This window comes from Streptomyces spinoverrucosus, from assembly GCF_015712165.1.
GTDB lineage: Bacteria > Actinomycetota > Actinomycetes > Streptomycetales > Streptomycetaceae > Streptomyces > Streptomyces spinoverrucosus_A.
On record NZ_JADPZX010000001.1, the window covers coordinates 1,695,139 to 1,715,242 of the forward strand.

Genomic DNA, 20,104 nt, shown 5'->3' on the forward strand with positions numbered 1-20,104 from the left:
GTGGTTCCGGCGACCGGCGGTAGCTGATAGACACGGCGAGGTCACTGTCCTGTCCGCCAGCAGGAAGGTTTCCCATGTCCGTGACACGCCGTCACGTCCTCGCCCGCACCGGTGCCCTGGGAGCGGGCATCGCGTTCTCCGGCGCCCTGTCCGAGCTGTTCACCGGTACGGCCGCCGCCCAGCACCTGGGCCACACCGGCTACGGCCCCCTCGTACCCGACCCGAAGGGTCTGCTCGACCTGCCGGAAGGTTTCCGCTACCGGGTTCTCTCCCGTGAGGGCGACCCACTGCCCTCCGGCGAGGGCCGTGTCCCCTCCAACCACGACGGCATGACGGCCCTCCCCGGCCGCCACGGCCGGGTCCACCTCGTCCGCAACCACGAGAACCGCGCCACGGCGAAGATCCCCGTCCCGGTGGTCGAGGGCCTGACCTACGACCCGGCGGCCAAGGGCGGCTGTACGGCGCTGACGCTGGACTCCGGCGGCCAAGTCCGGTCCGAGCGGGTCGCCCTCGCCGGTACGGCCGTCAACTGCGCGGGCGGCCCCACCCCCTGGCGCACCTGGCTGACCTGCGAGGAGACCGAGGAGAGAGCGGGCACCGGCGGCTACGCCAAGGACCACGGCTTCGTCTTCGAGGTCGACCCGGCCGACCCGCGCCGCACCGGCGCGGTCCCGTTGACCGCGATGGGCCGCTTCCAGCACGAGGCGGTCGCGATCGACCCCCGCACCGGAGTCGTCTACGAGACGGAGGACGCCTTCGTCAAGCCCTTCGGCCTCTTCTACCGGCTCCTGCCCGAGAAGCCGCTCGGCGGGACGGGTTCCCTGCGGGCGGGCGGCCGGTTGCAGGCGATGCGCGTGCCCGGCGTACCCGACCTGTCGTCGATCCAGGAGACCGGCGCGTGCTTCGACGGCGTCGAGTGGGTGGACGTACCGGACCCGCTCGCCGCCGAGACCCCCGTCCGCCTCCAGGACTACGGCCCGAGGGGCATCACACGCGCGCAGAAGCTGGAGGGCTGCTACTGGGGTGGCCGCGGCGTGTACTTCGTCTCCTCGTACGCCCGCAGCAGGGACGGCTCGGCGGCCGACCACTTCGGCCAGGTCTGGCGCTACGACCCGGCGGCGCGCCGCCTCACCCTGGTGATCGTGTTCGGTCCGGACACCGACGTCCGGCTCCCCGGCGAGTCCCCGGACAACGTCTGCCTCGCGCCCGGTGGTGGCCTGATGGTCTGCGAGGACGGCAGCGGCGCTCAGCACGTCTTCGGTGTCACCCGCCGGGGCGAGGTGTACACGCTGGCCCGCAACCGGCAGAACACCGGCACCCCCGAGGCGCCGGAGTGGGGTGAGTTCGCGGGCGTCACGTTCTCGCCGGACGGCGAGACGATGTACGTCAACTGCTACAGGCCGGGCACGACGTTCGCGGTGCGCGGTCCGTGGCGGAGGCCGCCGGCCGGGTGACCCGCCCGTCGCGTCGACACTCGCTCCGCCCCGTTTGTCATATTTTCATACGGTGATCCCTTACGCACGAAGAGTCATCACCGTCTGCGTACTGGGGGCCGGCCTGGCTGCCTGCGGCACCGCGGAGGCGCCGCAGGGCAGCCGGGTGGTGGTCCCCTCGACGCCCACTCCCTCCCCCTCGGCGCCTCCCACGCTCGCCCCCGGCCCCGCGGGCCTCACGCCGGTGTTCACCAACGGCCCACGGGCCAACGGCAAGATCGTCGCCCTCACCTTCGACGCCGACATGACCGCCGATCAGGGACGCCGGGCAGCCAAGGGCGAACGCTTCGACAATCCGCAGCTGATCGCGACGCTGCGGGCACTGAAGGTGCCGGCGACCGTGTTCATGACCGGCCGCTGGGCGGAGGAGTACCCGATCCAGGCCCGAAGCATCGGCCGGGACCCGCTCTTCGAGGTCGCCAACCACTCCTACAGCCACTACGCCTTCACCGGCGACTGCTACGGGCTGCCGACCATCGACGAGGACCGGATGCGGGCCGACGTGGAGCGGGCGTACACGGCGTTCCGCCGGGCGGGCGTGCCGGACGTGAAGCCGTACTTCCGGTTCCCCGGCGGCTGCTACGACCAGCGGGCGCTGCGGGCGCTGAGTGCCACCGGTGTGACGGCGGTGCAGTGGGACGTGGTGGGCGGGGACGCGTTCGCGACGGATGCGGACGCGGTGGCCCGGCAGGTGCTTGAGGGGGTGCGGCCGGGGTCGGTCGTCGTGCTGCACTGCACGCGCAGCGCGGCGCCGACGACCGAGCGGGCGGTTCGGGCGATCGTGCCGGAGCTGCGGCGGCAGGGGTATCGGTTTGTGAAGGTGTCCGAGCTGATCGGGGCGGTGGCCTCCGGCGGGGTTTCGTGAGGACGGCTTGTTTCGGGGTAGTGCCGTTTGAGTTCGGGGTGCGGGTGGTGGGGGGCTGGGCGCGCCCACGCGGCGGAGCCGCATATCGACACAGCCCCGCGCCCCTGGGGTTGGCACACTGGACGGCGTGAATAGTGAACCGCCTGTTGATCACCATCCCGAAACCAACGCTCGTGATGCCGCGCCGCAGTTTGTGTTGCCTCTTGTCGTGCGGATCGAAAAGGGGGCGCCTCCCGCGCGGACCGATGCCCTGGAGACCGCCGCCCGTGCCGTGCTCGTCATGCTCGGTGATGAGCGGTCGGTGGGTGACGGGGAGTGGGCGCAGGCCGTGCGGGACTGGCAGGACGCGCGGATTCGGAAGGTGGTGCGGCGGGCCCGGGGGGCCGAGTGGCGGCGGGCCGAGGCGTTGCCCGGGATCACGGTGACGGGGAAGTCGGCGGAGGTGAGGGTGTTTCCGCCGGTTCCCCTGGACGGGTGGCCCAAGGAGCTGGCGCGGCTTCAGGTCTCCGGCACCGATCTCGACGATCCGGAGCCGCCGGTCGAGGCGGACCCGGGTGCGCCGGTGCTGTGGCTGAATCCGCAGGTCGAGATGTCGGCCGGCAAGGCGATGGCCCAGGCCGGGCACGGCGCCCAACTCGCCTGGTGGGAACTGTCGGAGGAGGAGCGCGCCGTCTGGCGCGACGCGGGGTTCCCCCTCGCGGTCCGGACCGCGGAGCCGACTCGCTGGCGTCGACTCACCACGTCCGGGTTGCCGTTGGTGCGCGATGCCGGATTCACCGAGATCCCCGCCGGTAGCTGCACCGTCGTCGCCGATCATCCGGCGCTGCGCGGGGGTGTTTGAACAACCGGGGCGTGTGCCGCGTACCTCCAGGCGGCGGCCCGTCGCAACCTCAAATGTTCCTCTGAAGGCACACGCGGCAGGGTTCGGGCCCCGGTGGCGGGGCCATACCCCCCTCACGCCGGAAACAGCGGTCCGTCGAAGGAGACGACACAGCGGATCCAGGTGCATGACAGCGGTGAAGGAGGGGGTCATGGAGCGACTGGGAACCGGAATCGGGTGGCGGCCGGAGATCGCGGACGCCGTGGAGGGTATGCCGGGCATCGACTGGGTCGAGGTCGTCGCCGAGAACGTCTGCCCCGGCCACCTTCCCGACTCGCTGCTGCGGCTGCGCGAGCGCGGGGTGACCGTCGTCCCGCACGGCGTCTCCCTCGGCCTCGGTGGCGCCGACCGGCCCGACCCGGCGCGTCTCACGGCCCTCGCCGAACGGGCGGAGGCGCTCGGCTCGCCGCTGGTCACCGAGCACATCGCGTTCGTCCGGGCGGGCGGCCCGCTCACCGCGTCCCCGCGCCTGGAGGCCGGACACCTGCTGCCCGTGCCGCGCACGCGGGACGCCCTCGACGTGCTGTGCGAGAACGTCCGCATCGCGCAGGCGGCGCTGCCGGTGCCGCTCGCCGTGGAGAACATCGCCGCGCTCATCTCCTGGCCGGGCGAGGAGATGACCGAGGGGCAGTTCCTGTACGAGCTGGCCGACCGGACCGGCGTACGGCTCCTGATCGACGTGGCGAACCTGCACACCAACCACGTCAACCGGGGCGAGGACCCGGCCAAGGCGCTCGCCGAGCTGCCACTTGAGGCCATCGCGTACGTCCATGTCGCGGGCGGCTTCGAACGCGACGGCGTCTGGCACGACAGCCACGCCCACCCGGTCCCCCGGCCGGTCCTCGACATCCTGACCGACCTCGCCTCCCGCGTCTGCCCGCCCGGCGTCCTGCTGGAACGGGACGAGAACTTCCCGGAACCGGCCGAGCTGAAGCGGGAGTTGGCGGAGATTCGGGCGGCGCTGGAGGAGGGAGGCCGGGCCCGGACGGCGATACCGGCGGCTTCCGTGGAGTCGGCCGCCACGGCTCGCGCGGCCGCGCGCGGTGCCGCGGACTCCACCGGGGAACCCGCCCGTCAGCGCCTCGCCCTCGCCCAGGCCGCGCTGCTCTCCGCGCTGGTGGCCGGTACCCCCGTGCCCGAAGGGTTCGACCGGGTGCGGCTCGGGGTGCAGGCGCGGGCGCTGTCCGGGAAGCGGGCGGATGTGGTGGCGAAGGTCGCGCCGGAGCTGCCCGAGATACTGGGGGCCGCCTACCGGCCCGCCTTCCTCGCATACGCCCAGCGGCAACCGATGACCGGGGGCTACCGGCGGGACGCGCTGGACTTCGCCGAGCGGTTGCTGCTGGCCGGCCGGCCGCAGGAGGCGCGGGCGCGGCGGGAGTTGCGGGAGTGGTGGCTGGAGCGGTCCGGTTCTGCGCCGCGTCCGCGCTCGCGGATGGCGCGGGCCCGCCGGGTGCTGCTGCGCCGCTGAGCGGATCGCACCATCCCGGTTCCCTTGCAGGGCCCCGCAGATTAAACGGAACGTCACATACCGACAACGCTCGGTCCCGAAATGTGAACAAGGCATGGAGTTTCCCAGTCGGTTGGCATAGAAACGCGGCATGTTCTGGGTCCTCCTTCTGTTGTTGGCCTGGGCCGTGGCCGGCCTGGCCTGCACCCGGCTGTGCCTGGCCGCCGTACGGGCCGCGGGCGTCGACACGGAAGCGGGCGGGACACACGATCTGACGCTGTACGAGGCGGCGTTCCTGTCGGGCGGTCCGGCGCGGGTCGCCGATCTGACGCTGGTGTCGATGGCGCGCCAGCGGCGGCTGCTCCTCGCGCACACGGGCTGGGCGACGGTCGTGGACCCGCGTGGGCGCGACGACATCGAGCGGTCGGTGATAGGGGTGATCGGGCCGGAGGGGCAGTCGCCCATCGCTCCGGTACGGGCCGCGGCCGCCGCCACCGACGCGATGCACGGCCTCGCCGACCGGCTCGTCAGGGCCGGTCTCGCCGTGCCGGCCGGGGCGGGGACCACCGTCGGGGCCGGGGTGCGCCGGGTGCGGCTCGCCGCGCTGACCGTGTCGGCGCTCGGGGTGGCCGCGCTGCTGATGCCGGCTCAGGACGAGGTGCCGCGGCATCTGATCGCCCTCTGGTTCGCCCTGCCGCTGGTCCTCTGCCTGAGCTGCCTCGCCCTGGCCCGGATCGAGGCCCACCCGTACTCGCGCTGGGCCTCACCGGCCGGTCAGCGGCTGCTGGGTGCGCTGGCCCGGCACCCGGCCGACGCCGGGGACGAGCGCGCCTACCTCACCTCGGTCGCCGTACGCGGCATCCGCGCGGTCGGTGAGCCGGACCTGCGGGCGGCCTTCGCGCATCGCGGCCCGTACCGGCGCGGCTGACGCGGACTCCGGGGGTTCCCGAAGGGCGTATGGGCGCATTGGGGCCGACACCGGCCGCCTGTGCTTGCCTTTGCCAACAATCGTACGAAACATCCCTTCTGTCGCTGCCGCGCACCGAAGGGATACGCGATGAGAGCTGCCGCCCTCTACACGGCCGCCGGTTCCCTGCTCCTCACCACCCTCGCCGCCACCCCGGCCGGCAGCGCACCGGCCGGCCCGGACGCGGCGGCCGAGCTGCGCGGCACCGCCGTGGCCGCCGCGCGTGCCGCGACGGCCGGGATCGACTTCGGTCGGTGCGCCGACCCGCAGGGCCTGCTGAAGGACATGGAGTGCGGCACGGTCACCGTCCCGCTCGACTACGCGCGGCCCGACGGCAAGCAGATCCGGCTCGCCGTCAGCCGGGTGCGGGCCACCCATCGGGATCCGCACAACAGCAAGCGCAGGGTGCCCCGTCAGGGCGCCCTGGTCTACAACCCGGGCGGTCCCGGCTCCTCCGGCCTGCTCTTCCCGCTGGTCGACGTGCTCCCCGAGTGGAAGCGCCTGACCGCCGCGTACGACCTGGTCGGCTACGACCCGCGCGGGGTCGGCCGCTCCGCGCCGCTGTCCTGCCAGGACCTCAAGGAGCACGTCAAGGGCCCCACGGCCGCGCCGACTTACCCCTCGGAGTCGTTCAAGAAGGAGCGCATCGCGCAGGCGAAGGCCTACGCGCGCGGGTGCGCGCAGCGGTCGGGCAGCGCGCTGAGGCACTACCACTCCCTGAACAACGCCCGCGACCTGGACGTGCTGCGCGCCGCGCTGGGCGAGGAGAAACTGACGTTCGTGGGCTCGTCGTACGGCAGCTACTTCGGGGCGCTGTACGCGACCCTGTTCCCCTCGCACGTACGGCGGATGGTGTTCGACGCGGCGGTGAACCCCGACCCGGCGCAGATCTGGTACCGCAACAACCTCGACCAGTCGGCCGCGTTCGAGGGGCGCTGGGCGGACATGAAGGAGTGGATCGCCAGGCACCACGGCGTGTACGGGCTGGGCGCCACACCCCGGGAGGTGCAGCGCGGCTACGACACCGCGCGGGCGCGGCTCGCCCGGAACCCGGCGGGCGGGAAGGTCGGGCCGGGGCAGTTGCAGAGCGCGTTCCTGGAGGCCGGTTACTACGACGACCACTGGCCGCTGCGGGCCGAGGCGCTGTCGGCGTATCTGAAGGGTGACCCGCAGCCGCTGATCGACCTGGCGGCGCCGCGCGAGGAGGCGGCGGCGGAGGCGGAGAACTCCCGCGCCGTCTACACGGCCGTCGAGTGCAACGACGGGCCCTGGCCGACGCAGTGGAAGGTGTGGAACCGGGACAACACGCGGCTCGCGCGCGTGGCGCCGTTCGAGACGTGGCACAACGTGTGGCTGAACCTGCCGTGCGCGTACTGGCAGGCCCCGCGTCAGCGGCCGCTCGATGTGCGGACCGGGCCGGGCGAGCTGCCGCCGACGCTGATCCTGGCCGCCGAGCGGGACGCCGCCGCCCCCTACGACGGCGCCCTCGAACTCCACCGCCGGCTGTCCGGCTCGGTCCTGGTCACCGAGCGGGACTCCGGAACGCACGGCATGGCGGGCGGCCCCAACCCGTGCGTCAACGCCCACCTGGACGCCTACCTGCTGCAGGGCCGCCTCCCGGAGCGCCGGGCGTCCTGCGGACCGCGCCCGGAGCCCGAGCCGTCGGTTGCCGGGTGACGCCGGCCGCGGCTCCGCCGCGACGGAGGCGTCAGGCCAGCCCGGCGACCAGGTCGGCGACGGACTTGCGGCGGCCGGTGAAGAACGGCACCTCCTCGCGGACGTGCAGCCGGGCCTCCGAGCCACGCAGGTGACGCATGAGGTCGACGATGCGGTACAGCTCGTCGGCCTCGAAGGCGAGGAGCCACTCGTAGTCGCCGAGGGAGAAGGAGGCGACCGTGTTGGCGCGCACGTCCGGGTAGCCGCGGGCCATCTTGCCGTGGTCGGCGAGCATCCGGCGGCGGTCCTCCTCCGGCAGCAGGTACCAGTCGTAGGAGCGCACGAACGGGTAGACGCTGACGTAGGCGCGGGGCGTCTCGTCGGCGAGGAACGCCGGGATGTGGCTGCGGTTGAACTCGGCGGGGCGGTGCAGCGCCATGTTCGACCACACCGGCTCCAGGGCGCGGCCCAGCCTGGTGCGGCGGAAGAGGTTGTACGCCTCCTGCAGCTGGTCGCTGGTCTCGGCGTGCCACCAGATCATCAGGTCGGCGTCGGCGCGCAGCCCGGAGAGGTCGTAGGTGCCGCGGACGGTGACGTCCTTGGCGGCGAGCTGGTCGAACAGCTCCTGGACCTCTTCGGCGTAGCCCGCGCGGTCCTCGGGCAGCACGTCCTTCAGCTTGAACACGGACCACAGGGTGTAGCGGATGACCTCGTTGAGGTCCTTGGCCAGCTTGCCCTTGTTCGGGATCCGGTCGGGGGCGGGGGTGGAGGCGTCGTCACTCATGTCCCTTATTCTCCCGCTCCGCCGTGCAGGCTCTGCACCGGGTGGGCGGTGAGCTCCTGCACAGCCGCGAGATCGCCGTGGATCCGGTCGACCGCCGCGTACGCGCCGGCGACGCACGCCGGGATGCCCACCCCGTCGTACACCGCGCCGCACACGGCGAGGCCCGGGAGCTTGGCGACGTGCTCGCGGATGCGGGCCACGCGCGCGTGGTGGCCGACGGGGTACTGGGGCAGGCCCGCGTCCCAGCGCGTGACGCGGGTGGCGACGGGCGTGGCGTCCAGGCCTGTGGCCGCTTCGAGGTCGCGTCGGGAGACGGCCACCAGGTCGGCGTCGTCACGGCGGAGGATCTCCGTCTCGCCGTACCGCCCGACGGAGGTGCGCAGCACGATCAGGTCCGGGTCGTCGTCGGCGATCCAGCCCCACTTCTGGGAGGCGAACGTGGATGCCTTGATGGTCCGCCCGTCGACCGGCGGCACCAGGAAGCCGCTGCCCTCGGGCAGCCGCGCCTCGGACCTGCGGTAGGCGAGGGTGACCAGCGCCATCGACGCGTACTCCACGGCGGCCAGCTCGGTCGCGGCCGCCGGGGCCTCCGCGCGCAGCAGCTCGGCGGCGGCCGGCGCGGGCGCGGCGACGATCACCGCGTCGGCGTGCAGGACCCGGTCGCCGGCCACGACCCGCCAGCCCGTACGGCCCGCCCGGCGCAGCTCCGTCACGCGGGCTCCGGTCACGATCTCGCCGCCGCGTGCCCGCACCGACTCGGCGACGGCGACCGGCAGGCTGCCCACTCCGCCCTCGATGCCCATGAACACCGGACCGGTCTGGGGGGCGGCCGCCGCCTTGGCCTGGATCTCCCGGACCGCCTCGGTGAGCGAGTCGTGCTCCTGCGCGGCCTGGAACAGCTGGGGGACGGCCGAGCGCATCGAGATGCGGTACGCGTCGCCCGCGTAGACACCGCCCAGCAGCGGCTCCACCAGCCGGTCGACGACCTCGCGGCCGAGGCGCGCCGCGACGAACCCGCCCACCGCCACGTCGTCGCCGACCTCCGTGCGAGGCAGGTCGGCGTCGCGCTCGATGCGCGCCAGGCCCTCCTCGGACAGCACGCCGGCGAGCGCCACCGCCGTGCCCGGCACGCCCATGACGTGGCCCTTGGGCATCGGGCGCAGGGCGCCGCGGGTCCACAGGGCGGCGGTCGCGGTGGCCGGTGGCTGGAGCCGGTCCTCGAGGCCCACCTCGCGCGCGAGGGTGACCGCCTCGGGCCGGCGGGCCAGCATCGACTCCGCGCCCAGGTCCACGCGCACGCCCGCGATCTCGCCGGGCAGCAGCTTGCCGCCGATCCGGTCGGAGGCCTCCAGCACGGTCACCCGCGCCCCGCGCCCCAGCAGCCGGTGAGCGGCGGCCAGGCCGGCGATTCCGGCTCCGATGACGACGACCTGCCCGGCGTCCGTGCGTGCTGCGTTCATGGATCCACCTTCTCAGACACCACTGACAGTCACCCCTGCCGCCCCGTGGCCGCGCCGAGTCCCGACCGTGACCGCATCGGGACCGCACGGGTCCAACGTCCCGGCCCGCCCCGGCGTCGAAGGAGCGTCAGTTGTCACGACCCTCGGGGGTACGCCCACATGCGCGCATCACGTTCCGCACGACACTCCGCGCCACGCCCGGTCCGGGCCCTGGCGGGGATCCTGCTCGCCGCCGCTCTCGCACTGACGGGATGCAGCGGCGCGGACGACACCACCTCCTCCGCCGCCGGGGGTGACGCGGGCGCCGCCCAGGACCGGGCCGTGGCACCCGGCGCCAAGGAGGGCGCCTTCGACAGCGGCAGCCAGTCCGGCGCCGACAGGGCCCCGGACGCGCCCCGGCCGCCCGCGAGCCACATCATCCGCACCGCTTCCCTGACCGTGCAGGTCAAGGACGTGCCCAAGGCCCTGGACGAGGCCCGTACGACCGCCGAGACCGCGGGCGGCTTCGTGGGCAGCGAGACCACCACCCGGGACGAGCGCGGCAACGAGCGCACCCGGGTCGTCCTGCGGGTGCCCGTCGACAAGTACGAGGACGTCCTCACCGATCTGGAGGGCGCGGGCAAGCTCCTCGACCGCGCCGCGAAGGCGACGGACGTCACCGACCAGGTCGTCGACGTGGAGAGCCGTATCAAGACCCAGCGCGCCAGCGTCGCCAGGATCCGCGAGCTGATGGACCAGGCGACCCGGCTGAGCGACGTGGTGGAGCTGGAGGGCGAGCTGAGCAGCCGCCAGGCCGACCTGGAGGCGCTGCTCGCCCAGCAGGCGTCCCTGAAGGACCGCACGAGCCTGGCCACCATCACCCTGTCGCTGTCCGAGACGCCGGTGAAGAAGGCCGCGAAGGAGGACGAGGACCCCGGGTTCACGGACGCGCTGGCGGGCGGCTGGGGCGCGTTCGTGACGATGCTGCGCTGGATCGTCGTGGCCCTGGGCGCGGTGCTGCCGTTCGCGGCCCTGGCGGCGCTTGTCGTCCTGGTCTGGCTGCGTCTCGTACGGCCCCGCAGGACGCGCCGCACGGCCACGGCGTCCGCGACGACCGCGCTGGGGCCGCTGCCGACGGCACGGCAGGCTCCGGAGCCGACGACCGGCTCCGCGCGGGCGGAGGAGCGGGGCGAGCAGGACTGAAATGCCCGGCGGCCGTAGCGTGTTCGCATGAACATGAGCGGCGCGAGCGGTACCAGAGAGCGACTGGTCGTGGTCGGCGGCGACGCCGCGGGCATGTCCGCGGCGTCCCAGGCCCGCAGGCTGAAGGGCCCGGACGAGCTGGAGATCGTGGCTTTCGAGCGCGGCCACTTCACCTCCTACTCGGCGTGCGGCATCCCGTACTGGGTGGGCGGCCAGGTCTCCGACCGCGACGAGCTGATCGCGCGCACGCCCGAGGAGCACCGCGCGCGGGGCATCGACCTGCGGCTGCGCACGGAGGTCGTGGAGATCGACGTCGACGCGGGGCGGGTACGCGCGCGTGACGTCGATTCGGGGGCCGAGTCCTGGACGTCGTACGACAAACTCGTGATCGCCACCGGCGCCCGGCCGATCCGCCCCGACATGCCCGGCGTCGACGCCCCCGGCGTGCACGGGGTGCAGACCCTGGACGACGGCCAGGAGCTGCTGGACACCCTCACACGCGCGCGTGGGCGGCGTGCGGTGGTCGTCGGGGCCGGGTACATCGGTGTCGAGATGGCCGAGGCGCTGATCAACCGCGGCTACGAGGTGACGGTCGTCAACCGGGGCGCGGAGCCGATGTCCACGCTCGACGCGGACATGGGGCGGCTGGTGCACCGGGCCATGGAGGGCATGGGCATCGCCATGGTCAACGACGCCGAGGTCACCAAGATCCTCACCGGGGACGACGGGTGGGTGCGGGCGGTGGCCACGGAGGACGCCGAGTACCCGGCGGACGTGGTGGTGCTCGGCATCGGCGTACGCCCCGAGACGACGCTCGCCGAGGCGGCGGGGCTGCCTCTCGGGGAGCACGGCGGGCTGCTCACCGATCTGGCGATGCGGGTGCGCGGTCACGAGAACATCTGGGCCGGCGGTGACTGCGTGGAGGTTCTCGACCTGGTCGCCGGGCGGGAGCGGCACATCGCCCTCGGCACGCACGCCAACAAGCACGGACAGGTCATCGGCATGAACGCCGGCGGCGGATATGCGACGTTTCCCGGGGTTGTCGGGACCGCGGTGAGCAAGGTGTGCGACCTGGAGATCGCGCGGACCGGGTTGCGGGAGAAGGACGCGCGGCGGGCGGGGCTGCGGTTCGAGGCGGTCACCATCGAGTCCACCAGCCGGGCCGGGTACTACCCCGGCGCGTCCCCGATGACCGTGAAGATGCTCGCCGAACGCCGCACGGGGCGGCTGCTCGGCGTGCAGATCGTCGGCCGGGAGGGGGCGGGCAAGCGGGTGGACGTCGCGGCGGTGGCGCTCACGGCCGGGATGACGGTGGAGCAGATGACGGCACTGGACCTGGGGTACGCGCCGCCGTTCTCGCCGGTGTGGGATCCGGTGCTGGTCGCGGCCCGCAAGGCATCAAAGGCGGTAGGGCAGCGAACCTGAGGGGCGCGGGGAACTGCGCGACCAGCCACAGACAACCCGCACCCGGCAAACCACCCGCACACCCTCTACGCCGTCCCGTTGATCCGGTCGATCGCCTGCCGCGCCTGCTCGGACGGCGGCCTGGACGGCAACGACGACACCGACGCAGCCGCCGGCATGGCACTCGGCTGCGCCCCCGCCGGTTTCGCGTGCGCCCCCGGGGAAACGGACCGCAACCGGTGGCTCACCGCCTCGTCCAGCGTCACCGGTCGCTGCAACTGCGCCGCCATACGGCCGGCCTCCTGGCCGAGTCGGGCGACGTCCTCCCAGGGGAGGTGGACCACCAGCGCGAGCTGCGCCTCGCCGTCGGGGGTGGCTTGCATCGGAGGAGTAACTCGGTCGTTCATCGCCTGTCCTCACCTCGTCCCGCGACGCGCCTCGCCGTGCCGCGGCCGGTCGAGGAGACATACGCACACCCGGGCGGCCGCGTTCACCGGTTCGGCGGGCGCATCGAGGGCACTACTTCCTTGTGGTGATCCCCGTCCATGACGTGAACCCCGCGCGCCGCACGCCCTGGGTGACGTACGCGCTGATCGCGACGAACGTCGTCGTGTTCCTGTTCATGCCCGGCCTCGCGGGTTCGGTGGCGGGTGACAGCAGTCTGGCGCAACTGTGCCATCTCCAGGCGTTCCTGGACCGGTACGCGGTGGTGCCCCAGGAACTGATTCACCATCAGTTGCCACGCCTGGTGCCCACGGGCGACATCGCGGTCGGCCCGCAGGGCCCGGGCTGCGTGGTGGGCCCGCCGACGTACGACAAGTCGCCCGAACTGAGCGTGCTCACGGCGATGTTCCTGCACGGCAGCTGGCTGCATCTGCTGGGCAACATGCTCTTCCTGCTGATCTTCGGCAACAACATCGAGGACCGCATGGGGCATGTGCGCTTCGCGCTGTTCTACGGCGTCTGCGGCTATGCGGCGTCGTACGGCTTCGCGCTCCTGAACTCCGAGTCCGGCGAGCCGTTGATCGGCGCCTCGGGGGCGATCGCCGGTGTACTGGGCGCCTATCTGGTGCTGTACCCGAAGGCCAGGGTGTGGGTGCTGGTCCCGTTCCTGATCTTCCTGCCGCTGAGGTTGCCGGCCTGGCTGGTGCTGGGCGGCTGGTTCGGGCTCCAGGCGGTGTACTCCGCCGGCGAGGGCGTCTCCGACGCGGGCACCGTGGCGTACGCGGCGCACATCGTCGGCTTCCTGGTCGGCATGCTGCTCGCCTGGCCCCTGAAGCCGGGCACGCCCCCGCCGCCGGAACCGCGCGGGCTGCTGTTCGGCAGGCGCGCGCGACCGGGTTGGTGAGGAGAAGGGCCCGGACGATGGTGGTGGTCCCGGGTCATGGGTGCGGAGGCGGTGGGCGTGGGCGAGGCCGGCCGCCGCGGTGACCGGCAGGAGCCAGGGCAGGTTGTTGACGACTGCGGAGGTGGAGCCCGTGACCAGGGAGAACTTCGACAGCAGAAGCACCAGCGTGCCGGTCAGACCGGCGGTGGCCAGGAGCGGGGCGACGACGGTCCGCCACCAGTGGCGCTCGGGGTCGTGGCGGAAGTAGGCGATCACGGAGAGGCTCACCGCGACCTGGAGCGCGACGATCCCCACCGTTCCGAAGCCGAGCATGGTGGTGGCGAGGTTGGTGTAGGGGTGGGCGCCGGCGAGCGCGAAGGCCGCGCAGACCAGGGCCGTCACCGTGATCTGGGCCAGGCTCGCGAGGTGCGGGGAGGCGTGCCGCGGGTGGGTCCGGGCCAGCGCGCCCGGCAGGATCCGCTCACGGCCGAGGGCGAACAGGTAGCGGTTGGCCGCGGTGTGCAGGCCCAGCAGGGCGCCGAACAGGCTCGTGCACAGCAGGATCTGCATGACGGTGGTGATCCCACCGCCGAGGTAGTGGCCGGCGAGGTTGAAGAAGAGGTCGCCGAGCTGGGTCCCGGCCGCCCCGCTGAGGCCGTCCGCACCGACCGCGCCCACCCCCACCCAGCTCATCAGGGCGAAGAAGACGGTGATGAGGACGACCGAGGAGTACGTCGCCACGGGCACGCTGCGCCGGGGCGTACGGCTCTCCTCGCCGTACAGCGCCGCGGCCTCGAACCCGACGTACGAGATGAGGGCGAACATCAACGCCACGCCGAGTCCCGGGGCGACCACGGTGTGCGGGGCGAAGGACGTGGCCGGGAAGGCGGCGGTGCCGTGGTCGGCGACGACGGCGACGCCGAGCACGAGCAGGACGGCGACCTCGGCGATCATCAGGACGGCGAGCAGCCGGGCGCTGAGGTCGATGTGCCGGTACCCCATGAGGCCGGCCAGCGCGATGCCCGCCGAGGTCCACACCGTCCACGGCACATGCCAGCCGTGGGAGGCGGCGGCCAGTTCGGCGAAGTAGCCGAGGGCGCCGGCGACGCCGGCCACGGCGGCGCTGTAGGACAGCACCGCCACCAGCCCGCCCGCCACGGCGAGGTGCCGTCCCAGTCCGCGTTCGATGTAGGCGTAGAAGCCGCCCGTGTTCACCACCCTGCGGCTCAGGGCGGCGTAACCGACCGAGAAACAGAGCAGGGTGAGTCCGGCCAGTACGAAGGCCGCCGGCACGCCGGCCCCGTTGCCGATGGCGTAGGCGAGGGGGACGGACCCGACGACGCCGGACATGGGGGCCGCCGCCGCGGCCACCAGGAACACGATCTTCGGCGTCGTCAGGGAGCCCCGCAGCGGCGTCGTCCCGTGCGCGGCCATCCGGGTCACCGCGTGGTGCGGATCAGCTCGACGGCTTCCGGGATGCCCATGTACGGCAGCCGTACCTCGGCCATGTCGTCGGTCCAGCGCTCGGCGAGGTCGTAGCGCTGCTTCGGGGTGGTCTCCAGAAGCCTGCAGCCGGGGAAGACCTCGTAGTCGCGCAGCAGTTCGGCGTGGGCGCCCATGCCCTGCTGGAACAGTTCCTCGCGTTCCAGGACGAACTCCTCCGCGGGCAGCTCGTCCCAGAGCGCGCGGCCGCGGCGGATGAGTTCGATCAGGCGCGGCCGGTACTCGGGGCAGCGCGCCAGGTGCTCACGGACGATGGAGCTGCCGACGGTGAGGTGACGGATCTCGTCGATCGACGCGCCGCGGGCGATCTCGGCGGCGGCCGGGTCGAGCAGGGTCCACTTGCGCTCGCTCAGTTCGGCGGCCGGCGCGAGCACGCCCTCGATCACGATGGTGAACACGGCGACCGCGCCGATGAAGTCGCCCTCGTCACGCACGACGGAGGTGGCGAACTCGGCGATGGGGTTGAGCACGCGTCGGGTGTAGTCGGTGCCCTGTTCGGCGATGAAGTCGAGCAGGCCCTCGGCGGGGACGCCCAGGTCTGTCAGGTGGTCGCGGAAGATCAGGGCGTGGCGGGCCTCGTCCACCACCTGGGTGACGAAGAACTCCTGCTCGACGACGCCGGGGGCGCCGATGACGTAATTGGACAGGACGCTCACGGCGCGGGACTCGGCGAGCGAGCGGTTGCCGAGTTCCAGGACGAGCGCGTCGCGCAGCGGGCCGGGCTCGCGCATGTGGTCGGGGGTGGTGGTGGCGTGCCCGCGGCGGGCGCGGCCGCGCAGGGTGCCCTGGGCCACCGCCGACAGCCAGTAGGCGAGGTCGCACTCTTCGGCGGTCAGGGTCATCTCCTGCGCGCCGTCGAGCAGGTTCGGAGCGCGGTCCCAGTCGGCCTCGACGGGTATCTCGACAGTCATGACACCTCACTGCGGGAAGGGGTGGTGGACGGAGCGGGGGCGGGCACGGACGGTGACGGGGTGACCTCCGCGTCGTGCAGCCGGCCGGCGAAGCTGAGCATGGGAGAGCCGGTGGCGTGGGAGCCGCCGGTCACCTCGGCGAGCAGCAGGTCGTGGTCGCCGACCCGGTGGCGGTGCAGCACCCGGCAGGAGAGGTGGGCGAGGCTGCCGGAGAGCAGGGGGGCGCCGCTGGACGCGTCGGTGGACCAGTCCAGCTGCTCGAACTGGGCGCGGCCGAGCGGGCGTTGCGGGTCGGCGAAGTGACGGGCCACGGCCGTCTGGCCGGAGCCGAGGACGTTGACGGAGAAGGTTCCGGTCCGGCGGACGATCGAGCCGAACGAGGACTGCGGGCGCAGGCAGACGCCGATGACGAGCGGATCGCGGGAGACCGCGACCACGGCGCTCGCCGTGGTGCCGTGCGGGACGCCGTCCCGGCTGACGGTCAGCACGGTGACCCCGGAGGCGACCTGGCGCAGCGCCCGGCGGGCGGCGTCGACGGGCGGGTTCCCGACGGGGCCGGCACGGCGGGAGTCCGACGCCGGGGCGGAGTGACGGCGCCCGGGGTCGGCGGGGGTGCGGTCGGTACCGCCGGCGAGCCGGCGCCCGGGGTCGGCGGCGGTGCGGTCGGCACCGCCCGCGAGCCGGCGCCCGGGGTCCGCGGCGGTGCGGTCGGCACCGCCCGCGAGCCGGCGCCCGGGGTCGGCGGCGGTGCGGTCGGCACCGCCCGCGAGCCGGCGCCCGGGGTCCGCGGCGGTGCGGTCGGCACCGCCCGCGAGCCGGCGCCCGGGGTCGGCGGCGGTGCGGTCGGCACCGCCCGCGAGCCGGCGCCCGGGGTCGGCGGCGGTGCGGTCGGCACTGCCCGCGAGCCGGTCCCCCTCCCCCGAGGCACCCCCCGCCCCGACCCCGGCCCGGTCGGCTCCGTCCGGCACCTGGGCCGCGTCCGCCACGGCACCCTCGGCACCCACCGCCGACCGGAGCCCATCCGACACAGCGTCCTCGGCACCCACCGCCGACCGGAGCCCGTCCGACACGGCACCCTCGGCACCCACCGCCGGACGGAGCCCATCCGACACGGCACCCTCGGCGCCCACCGTCGGGCGGGGCGGGTTCTTGGTCGTGGGGGTTGCCAGGTGGGGGGTGGGGCGGGTCAACGGCTTGCTCCGACGACGGGTTCGCCGCTGTCCTCGCTCAACGGCAGCGGGACGCGGCCGGTGGTGGCGCCCCGGCGGCGCAGCATCGCGGTGACCTGGTCGACGAGCGGCGTGGAGACCGGTTCGAAGGGGAGCCCGAACGGCTTGAGGAAGTTACCGAAGACGCCTCGGTCGCCGAACACGTGGAACGGCAGCGCGAGCAGCGCCCATTCGGCACCGACCAGCCACCACCACAGGACGCCGACCGCGGCCACGCTGATGAGACTGTGCATGCTGTTGTAGAGGACGTAGTAGGCCTTGTGGATCCGCCCGTCCGGGCTGCGCCGGTAGGCGATCGCGCCGGGGATGTAGCCGATGACGTCGATGTAGAGGAAGAGCGCGATCGCCGGGATCCAGCGAATGTCCTGGAAATGTACGAGGATCAGCACGATCGTCACGGCGAACGCGATGAGGTACTCGGCCCGGTGGAGATTGAAGGTGACGGGTGACTCGACCGGATTCTTGATGTCCATGAGGGTGCCCCTTTGACGGGAGTGCGTGCTGCGGGATCAGGACAGGCGCAGCGGGCCGCCGGCGAAGTACTCGGCCAGCTCCGCCGCGACGCTCGTGCGCGAGGGCGGGTGGAAGGCGAGCGCGCGGACGGACGAGGCCAGGTGCGCCGTCTCCGGGGAGCGGATGAAGGCCATGCCGCCGAGCATCTCCACGGCCTGGTCGACGGTGGCGGTGAGGAGATCCTGGGTCGCGTAGCGCGCGGTGAGCACCGCCGCCACGGCCGCGTCGCCGTCCAGTCCGTCCGCCAGGGCCCGCGCGGTGCCCTCCACCAGCCCGACCGCCGCGTCCATCCGTACGGCGAGTGCGGCACGGTCGTGCGCGCTGCCCCGGCCGGCGGCGAGCACCTGCGCCACGAGCGCGGACGCGGCGCCGGTGTACGCGGAGGTGGCGAGGAGTTCGAACCAGCTGAAGCCGGCGGTCTGCAGGTCGTCGAGCCGGTCGTGGGCCTCGGGAGTGCTGCGGATGACGAGGTCCTCGGGCACTTCGACGTCGGTGAGGCGCACCTCGTCGCTCTGCGCCGCGGCCAGGATCGGCGTGGCCCAGAACGGCCGTGTCTCGATGCCGGGGGACGTGGCGGGGATGAGCATCAGGGCCAGGCCCGACGTGCCGTCGGCGTCCCTGACCATGACGCTGGCGGTGAGCACGTCCATGGAACGGGAGAGGCTGCACGGCTTCTTGGAGCCGTTGACCCGGTAGCCGGCGGTGCTGCGCTCGGCCACCACGGCCGGGGCCAGGATGTTCTGGTCGGTGCGGCCCTCCGCCCATCCGGAGGCGAGCAGCAGCCCGTCGGCGGCCACCGAGGTGAGCACCTTCAGCTGGGCCGGCGTGAGCCGCTCGGCCGCCTCCGCCAGCCGGAACAGCATGGCGACGGTGAAGTGGTGCATCGTCGTGGCGACACCGAGGGACGGTGAGCAGGAGGCGATGGCCCGCTGCACCCGTACGGCGTCCAGTGGGCCGGCGGCCCTCCCGCCGTAGGAGGCGGGGACCAGGAGGCCGGGGCCGCCGTGCCGGCGGTAGAGCTCCACGACCGGGCTGTCGGGTGCCTCCCGGGTCATGAGCGGGATCTCTTCGAGAGCCGTGAGCAGCCCCGGGTGAAATCGTTCGCAGGTCTCGCGCGCTACGGTGAGGGAACGCATGAAGAGAATTCTCCTCGCTTACCGAGAACATTACTTACGGAGAACATTGCTTACCGAGAACGTTGGGGAATGCCGGGCGGGGCTGCCGGGAGAAGGATCCTCGGGGACATCCCGCGCATTCGCAGGAATTCTTGCACCCGCCGCCTGACTCATCCCTGACACTGCCCTGACCAGGAGATCCGCCCAGGCGGTACTGATATTTCACTGACCCGGTACTGACCTGCGGGGTGGTCGGTCTTGTGGCCGGGAGCAGGGAATGTGATAACCGGTATGGGCGAACCTGGCCGGCTAGCGAGACGGGACCTCTCACATGACCGAGACAATTCCGGAGACGGACATCGCGCTGGACGCGATCCGGCGTTATCCGGACGCGGACAATCCGAGTGCGTATTTCGCGTTCAACGAGGGCAACAGCTATTTCCGGCTGCCGGATGCACCCGGCGTGATCGTCTATCGGGAGGTGGGCCGCTACTTCGTGCAGTTCGGCGGGCCGTTCGCACCCGCGGAGAGCCGGGCACGCCTGCTCGCCGCGTTCGTGGCGCTCGCCGCCCGCAGCGGGCGGGAGATCGTCTCCGTGCAACTGCAGGGCAAGGACGCCGACATCTATGTGGAGCAGGGGTTCACGGTCAACCAGATGGGCGCCTCGTACGTCGTGGACCTGGACGGCTTCACCTTGGCGGGCACCCGGTTCATGCAGCTGCGCAACAAGATCTCGCGGGCACTGCGTTCGGGCCTGACGATCCGTGAGGCGCCGTTCGAGGAGTGGGAGAAGGCCGTGTGCGCGCTGGACGCGGCCTGGCTGACGACCAAGGGGGACGGGGTGAAGCCGCTGGAGTTCCTGGTGGGACAGACCGGGGGGCGGTACCAGTCGCTGCGCCGGCTGTTCGTCGCCGAGCGCGAGGGGGGGCTGATCGGGTACGTGTCGTACGCGCCGGTGTACGGCTCCCGGGCGGGCTGGATGCACGACCTCAGCCGGCGGCAGCCGGACTCCCCGCCGGGAGTGATGGAGGCGGTGAACAAGGCGGCGATCGAGGTGTTCCGCGCGGAGGGGACGCGCTGGCTGCACTTCGGGTTCACCCCTTTCACGTCACTGACCGCCCCTCAGTTCCCGGGTTACAGCAAGGCGTTCCACTGGTTCATGAGCCACCTGTGGGAGCACGGGGCGCACATCTACCCCGCCCGTACGCAGCTCGACTACAAGGAGAAGTGGGCGCCGAGCGTCGTCCTGCCCGAGTACATCGCCTTCCAGCGCCGCGCGAGCCTGCCGGCCCTGGTGCACGTGTTCCGCGCCTGCAACGCCGTCTGAACGGGTCGGATGCGTCCGTCTTCGCAGCAAGTCGCAGTACG

17 protein-coding genes and 1 pseudogene are annotated in these 20,104 nt (G+C 72.8%); 10 read left to right on the forward strand and 8 right to left on the reverse strand.

Annotated elements, in window-relative coordinates; translation table 11 throughout:
* The first annotated feature begins 74 nt into the window (after positions 1 to 74).
* The 6 genes from I2W78_RS07705 (at position 75) to I2W78_RS07730 (ending at position 7,329) form a co-directional block, all read left to right on the forward strand.
* Positions 75 to 1,454: an alkaline phosphatase PhoX gene (locus tag I2W78_RS07705; RefSeq protein WP_196458101.1), complete on the forward strand. Its 1,380-nt coding sequence runs from the start codon at positions 75 to 77 to the stop codon at positions 1,452 to 1,454.
* A gap of 52 nt (positions 1,455 to 1,506) precedes the next feature.
* The gene (locus tag I2W78_RS07710; RefSeq protein WP_196458103.1) at positions 1,507 to 2,358 is read left to right on the forward strand and encodes a polysaccharide deacetylase family protein; all 852 of its coding nucleotides are present in this window, start codon (positions 1,507 to 1,509) and stop codon (positions 2,356 to 2,358) included.
* A 127-nt stretch (positions 2,359 to 2,485) separates the two neighbouring features.
* Positions 2,486 to 3,199, forward strand: a complete 714-nt coding sequence (locus I2W78_RS07715; RefSeq protein ID WP_374222652.1) for a peptidyl-tRNA hydrolase — start codon at positions 2,486 to 2,488, stop codon at positions 3,197 to 3,199.
* 190 nt (positions 3,200 to 3,389) lie between these two features.
* Positions 3,390 to 4,706, forward strand: a complete 1,317-nt coding sequence (locus I2W78_RS07720) for a DUF692 domain-containing protein (RefSeq protein ID WP_196458105.1) — start codon at positions 3,390 to 3,392, stop codon at positions 4,704 to 4,706.
* Positions 4,707 to 4,836: 130 nt separating this feature from the next.
* Entirely contained in the window at positions 4,837 to 5,613 is a 777-nt protein-coding gene (locus I2W78_RS07725) for a TIGR04222 domain-containing membrane protein (RefSeq protein ID WP_196458107.1), read from the forward strand.
* Between the two features lie 129 nt (positions 5,614 to 5,742).
* Complete coding sequence (locus I2W78_RS07730) at positions 5,743 to 7,329, forward strand: alpha/beta hydrolase (RefSeq protein WP_196458109.1); 1,587 nt, start codon at positions 5,743 to 5,745, stop codon at positions 7,327 to 7,329.
* A gap of 31 nt (positions 7,330 to 7,360) precedes the next feature.
* On the opposite strand, the gene hemQ is transcribed toward I2W78_RS07730, so the two are convergent.
* Together hemQ and hemG are read right to left on the reverse strand one after the other, a co-directional pair.
* Positions 7,361 to 8,092: a hydrogen peroxide-dependent heme synthase gene (hemQ, locus tag I2W78_RS07735; protein ID WP_196458111.1), complete on the reverse strand. Its 732-nt coding sequence runs from the start codon at positions 8,090 to 8,092 to the stop codon at positions 7,361 to 7,363.
* A 5-nt stretch (positions 8,093 to 8,097) separates the two neighbouring features.
* The gene (hemG, locus tag I2W78_RS07740; protein WP_196458113.1) at positions 8,098 to 9,552 is read right to left on the reverse strand and encodes a protoporphyrinogen oxidase; all 1,455 of its coding nucleotides are present in this window, start codon (positions 9,550 to 9,552) and stop codon (positions 8,098 to 8,100) included.
* Positions 9,553 to 9,711: 159 nt separating this feature from the next.
* On the opposite strand from hemG, the gene I2W78_RS07745 reads away from it, so the two are divergent.
* Both I2W78_RS07745 and I2W78_RS07750 read left to right on the forward strand, forming a co-directional pair.
* Positions 9,712 to 10,734 (forward strand): DUF4349 domain-containing protein, encoded by a 1,023-nt coding sequence (locus tag I2W78_RS07745; protein WP_196458115.1) that lies wholly within the window; start codon positions 9,712 to 9,714, stop codon positions 10,732 to 10,734.
* Positions 10,735 to 10,761: 27 nt separating this feature from the next.
* Positions 10,762 to 12,159 carry an FAD-dependent oxidoreductase gene (locus I2W78_RS07750; RefSeq protein ID WP_196458132.1) on the forward strand — a complete coding sequence of 466 codons (1,398 nt, stop codon included), beginning with the start codon at positions 10,762 to 10,764 and terminating at the stop codon, positions 12,157 to 12,159.
* 65 nt (positions 12,160 to 12,224) lie between these two features.
* On the opposite strand, the gene I2W78_RS07755 is transcribed toward I2W78_RS07750, so the two are convergent.
* Entirely contained in the window at positions 12,225 to 12,545 is a 321-nt protein-coding gene (locus I2W78_RS07755; RefSeq protein ID WP_171116086.1) for a hypothetical protein, read from the reverse strand.
* A 122-nt stretch (positions 12,546 to 12,667) separates the two neighbouring features.
* Here I2W78_RS07755 and I2W78_RS07760 point away from each other — a divergent pair, with 122 nt between their 5' ends.
* Entirely contained in the window at positions 12,668 to 13,486 is an 819-nt protein-coding gene (locus tag I2W78_RS07760; protein WP_196464463.1) for a rhomboid family intramembrane serine protease, read from the forward strand.
* Between the two features lie 162 nt (positions 13,487 to 13,648).
* Here the strand turns inward: I2W78_RS07760 and I2W78_RS07765 are convergent.
* The 5 genes and pseudogenes from I2W78_RS07765 to I2W78_RS07785 form a co-directional block, all read right to left on the reverse strand.
* A pseudogene (locus I2W78_RS07765) lies at positions 13,649 to 14,899 on the reverse strand (APC family permease); the annotation flags it as partial.
* 5 nt (positions 14,900 to 14,904) lie between these two features.
* On the reverse strand, positions 14,905 to 15,879 hold the full coding sequence (locus I2W78_RS07770; protein ID WP_196458134.1) for a VlmB-like protein: 975 nt from the start codon (positions 15,877 to 15,879) through the stop codon (positions 14,905 to 14,907).
* Positions 15,876 to 16,907, reverse strand: coding sequence for a flavin reductase (locus I2W78_RS40315; RefSeq protein WP_307783629.1), 1,032 nt, complete (start codon positions 16,905 to 16,907; stop codon positions 15,876 to 15,878). The genes I2W78_RS07770 and I2W78_RS40315 overlap by 4 nt, the downstream gene beginning before the upstream one ends.
* 158 nt (positions 16,908 to 17,065) lie before the next feature.
* Complete coding sequence (locus tag I2W78_RS07780) at positions 17,066 to 17,581, reverse strand: hypothetical protein (RefSeq protein WP_196458136.1); 516 nt, start codon at positions 17,579 to 17,581, stop codon at positions 17,066 to 17,068.
* A gap of 36 nt (positions 17,582 to 17,617) precedes the next feature.
* The gene (locus I2W78_RS07785) at positions 17,618 to 18,757 is read right to left on the reverse strand and encodes an acyl-CoA dehydrogenase family protein (RefSeq protein WP_196458138.1); all 1,140 of its coding nucleotides are present in this window, start codon (positions 18,755 to 18,757) and stop codon (positions 17,618 to 17,620) included.
* 310 nt (positions 18,758 to 19,067) lie between these two features.
* On the opposite strand from I2W78_RS07785, the gene I2W78_RS07790 reads away from it, so the two are divergent.
* Positions 19,068 to 20,063: a bifunctional lysylphosphatidylglycerol flippase/synthetase MprF gene (locus tag I2W78_RS07790; protein ID WP_196458140.1), complete on the forward strand. Its 996-nt coding sequence runs from the start codon at positions 19,068 to 19,070 to the stop codon at positions 20,061 to 20,063.
* The last annotated feature ends 41 nt before the right edge of the window (positions 20,064 to 20,104 follow it).

Excerpts from the sequence above, each read along its gene's own strand:
- I2W78_RS07790 (WP_196458140.1), top strand. The coding sequence starts at position 19,068 with ATGACCGAGACAATTCCGGAGACGGACATCGCGCTGGACGCGATCCGG.
- I2W78_RS07725 (WP_196458107.1), top strand. The coding sequence starts at position 4,837 with ATGTTCTGGGTCCTCCTTCTGTTGTTGGCCTGGGCCGTGGCCGGCCTG.
- I2W78_RS07770 (WP_196458134.1), bottom strand. The coding sequence starts at position 15,879 with ATGACTGTCGAGATACCCGTCGAGGCCGACTGGGACCGCGCTCCGAAC.
- I2W78_RS07750 (WP_196458132.1), top strand. The coding sequence starts at position 10,762 with ATGAACATGAGCGGCGCGAGCGGTACCAGAGAGCGACTGGTCGTGGTC.
- I2W78_RS07780 (WP_196458136.1), bottom strand. The coding sequence starts at position 17,581 with ATGGACATCAAGAATCCGGTCGAGTCACCCGTCACCTTCAATCTCCAC.
- hemG (WP_196458113.1), bottom strand. The coding sequence starts at position 9,552 with ATGAACGCAGCACGCACGGACGCCGGGCAGGTCGTCGTCATCGGAGCC.
- I2W78_RS07705 (WP_196458101.1), top strand. The coding sequence starts at position 75 with ATGTCCGTGACACGCCGTCACGTCCTCGCCCGCACCGGTGCCCTGGGA.
- I2W78_RS07785 (WP_196458138.1), bottom strand. The coding sequence starts at position 18,757 with ATGCGTTCCCTCACCGTAGCGCGCGAGACCTGCGAACGATTTCACCCG.
- I2W78_RS07745 (WP_196458115.1), top strand. The coding sequence starts at position 9,712 with ATGCGCGCATCACGTTCCGCACGACACTCCGCGCCACGCCCGGTCCGG.
- hemQ (WP_196458111.1), bottom strand. The coding sequence starts at position 8,092 with ATGAGTGACGACGCCTCCACCCCCGCCCCCGACCGGATCCCGAACAAG.
- I2W78_RS07720 (WP_196458105.1), top strand. The coding sequence starts at position 3,390 with ATGGAGCGACTGGGAACCGGAATCGGGTGGCGGCCGGAGATCGCGGAC.
- I2W78_RS07730 (WP_196458109.1), top strand. The coding sequence starts at position 5,743 with ATGAGAGCTGCCGCCCTCTACACGGCCGCCGGTTCCCTGCTCCTCACC.
- I2W78_RS07755 (WP_171116086.1), bottom strand. The coding sequence starts at position 12,545 with ATGAACGACCGAGTTACTCCTCCGATGCAAGCCACCCCCGACGGCGAG.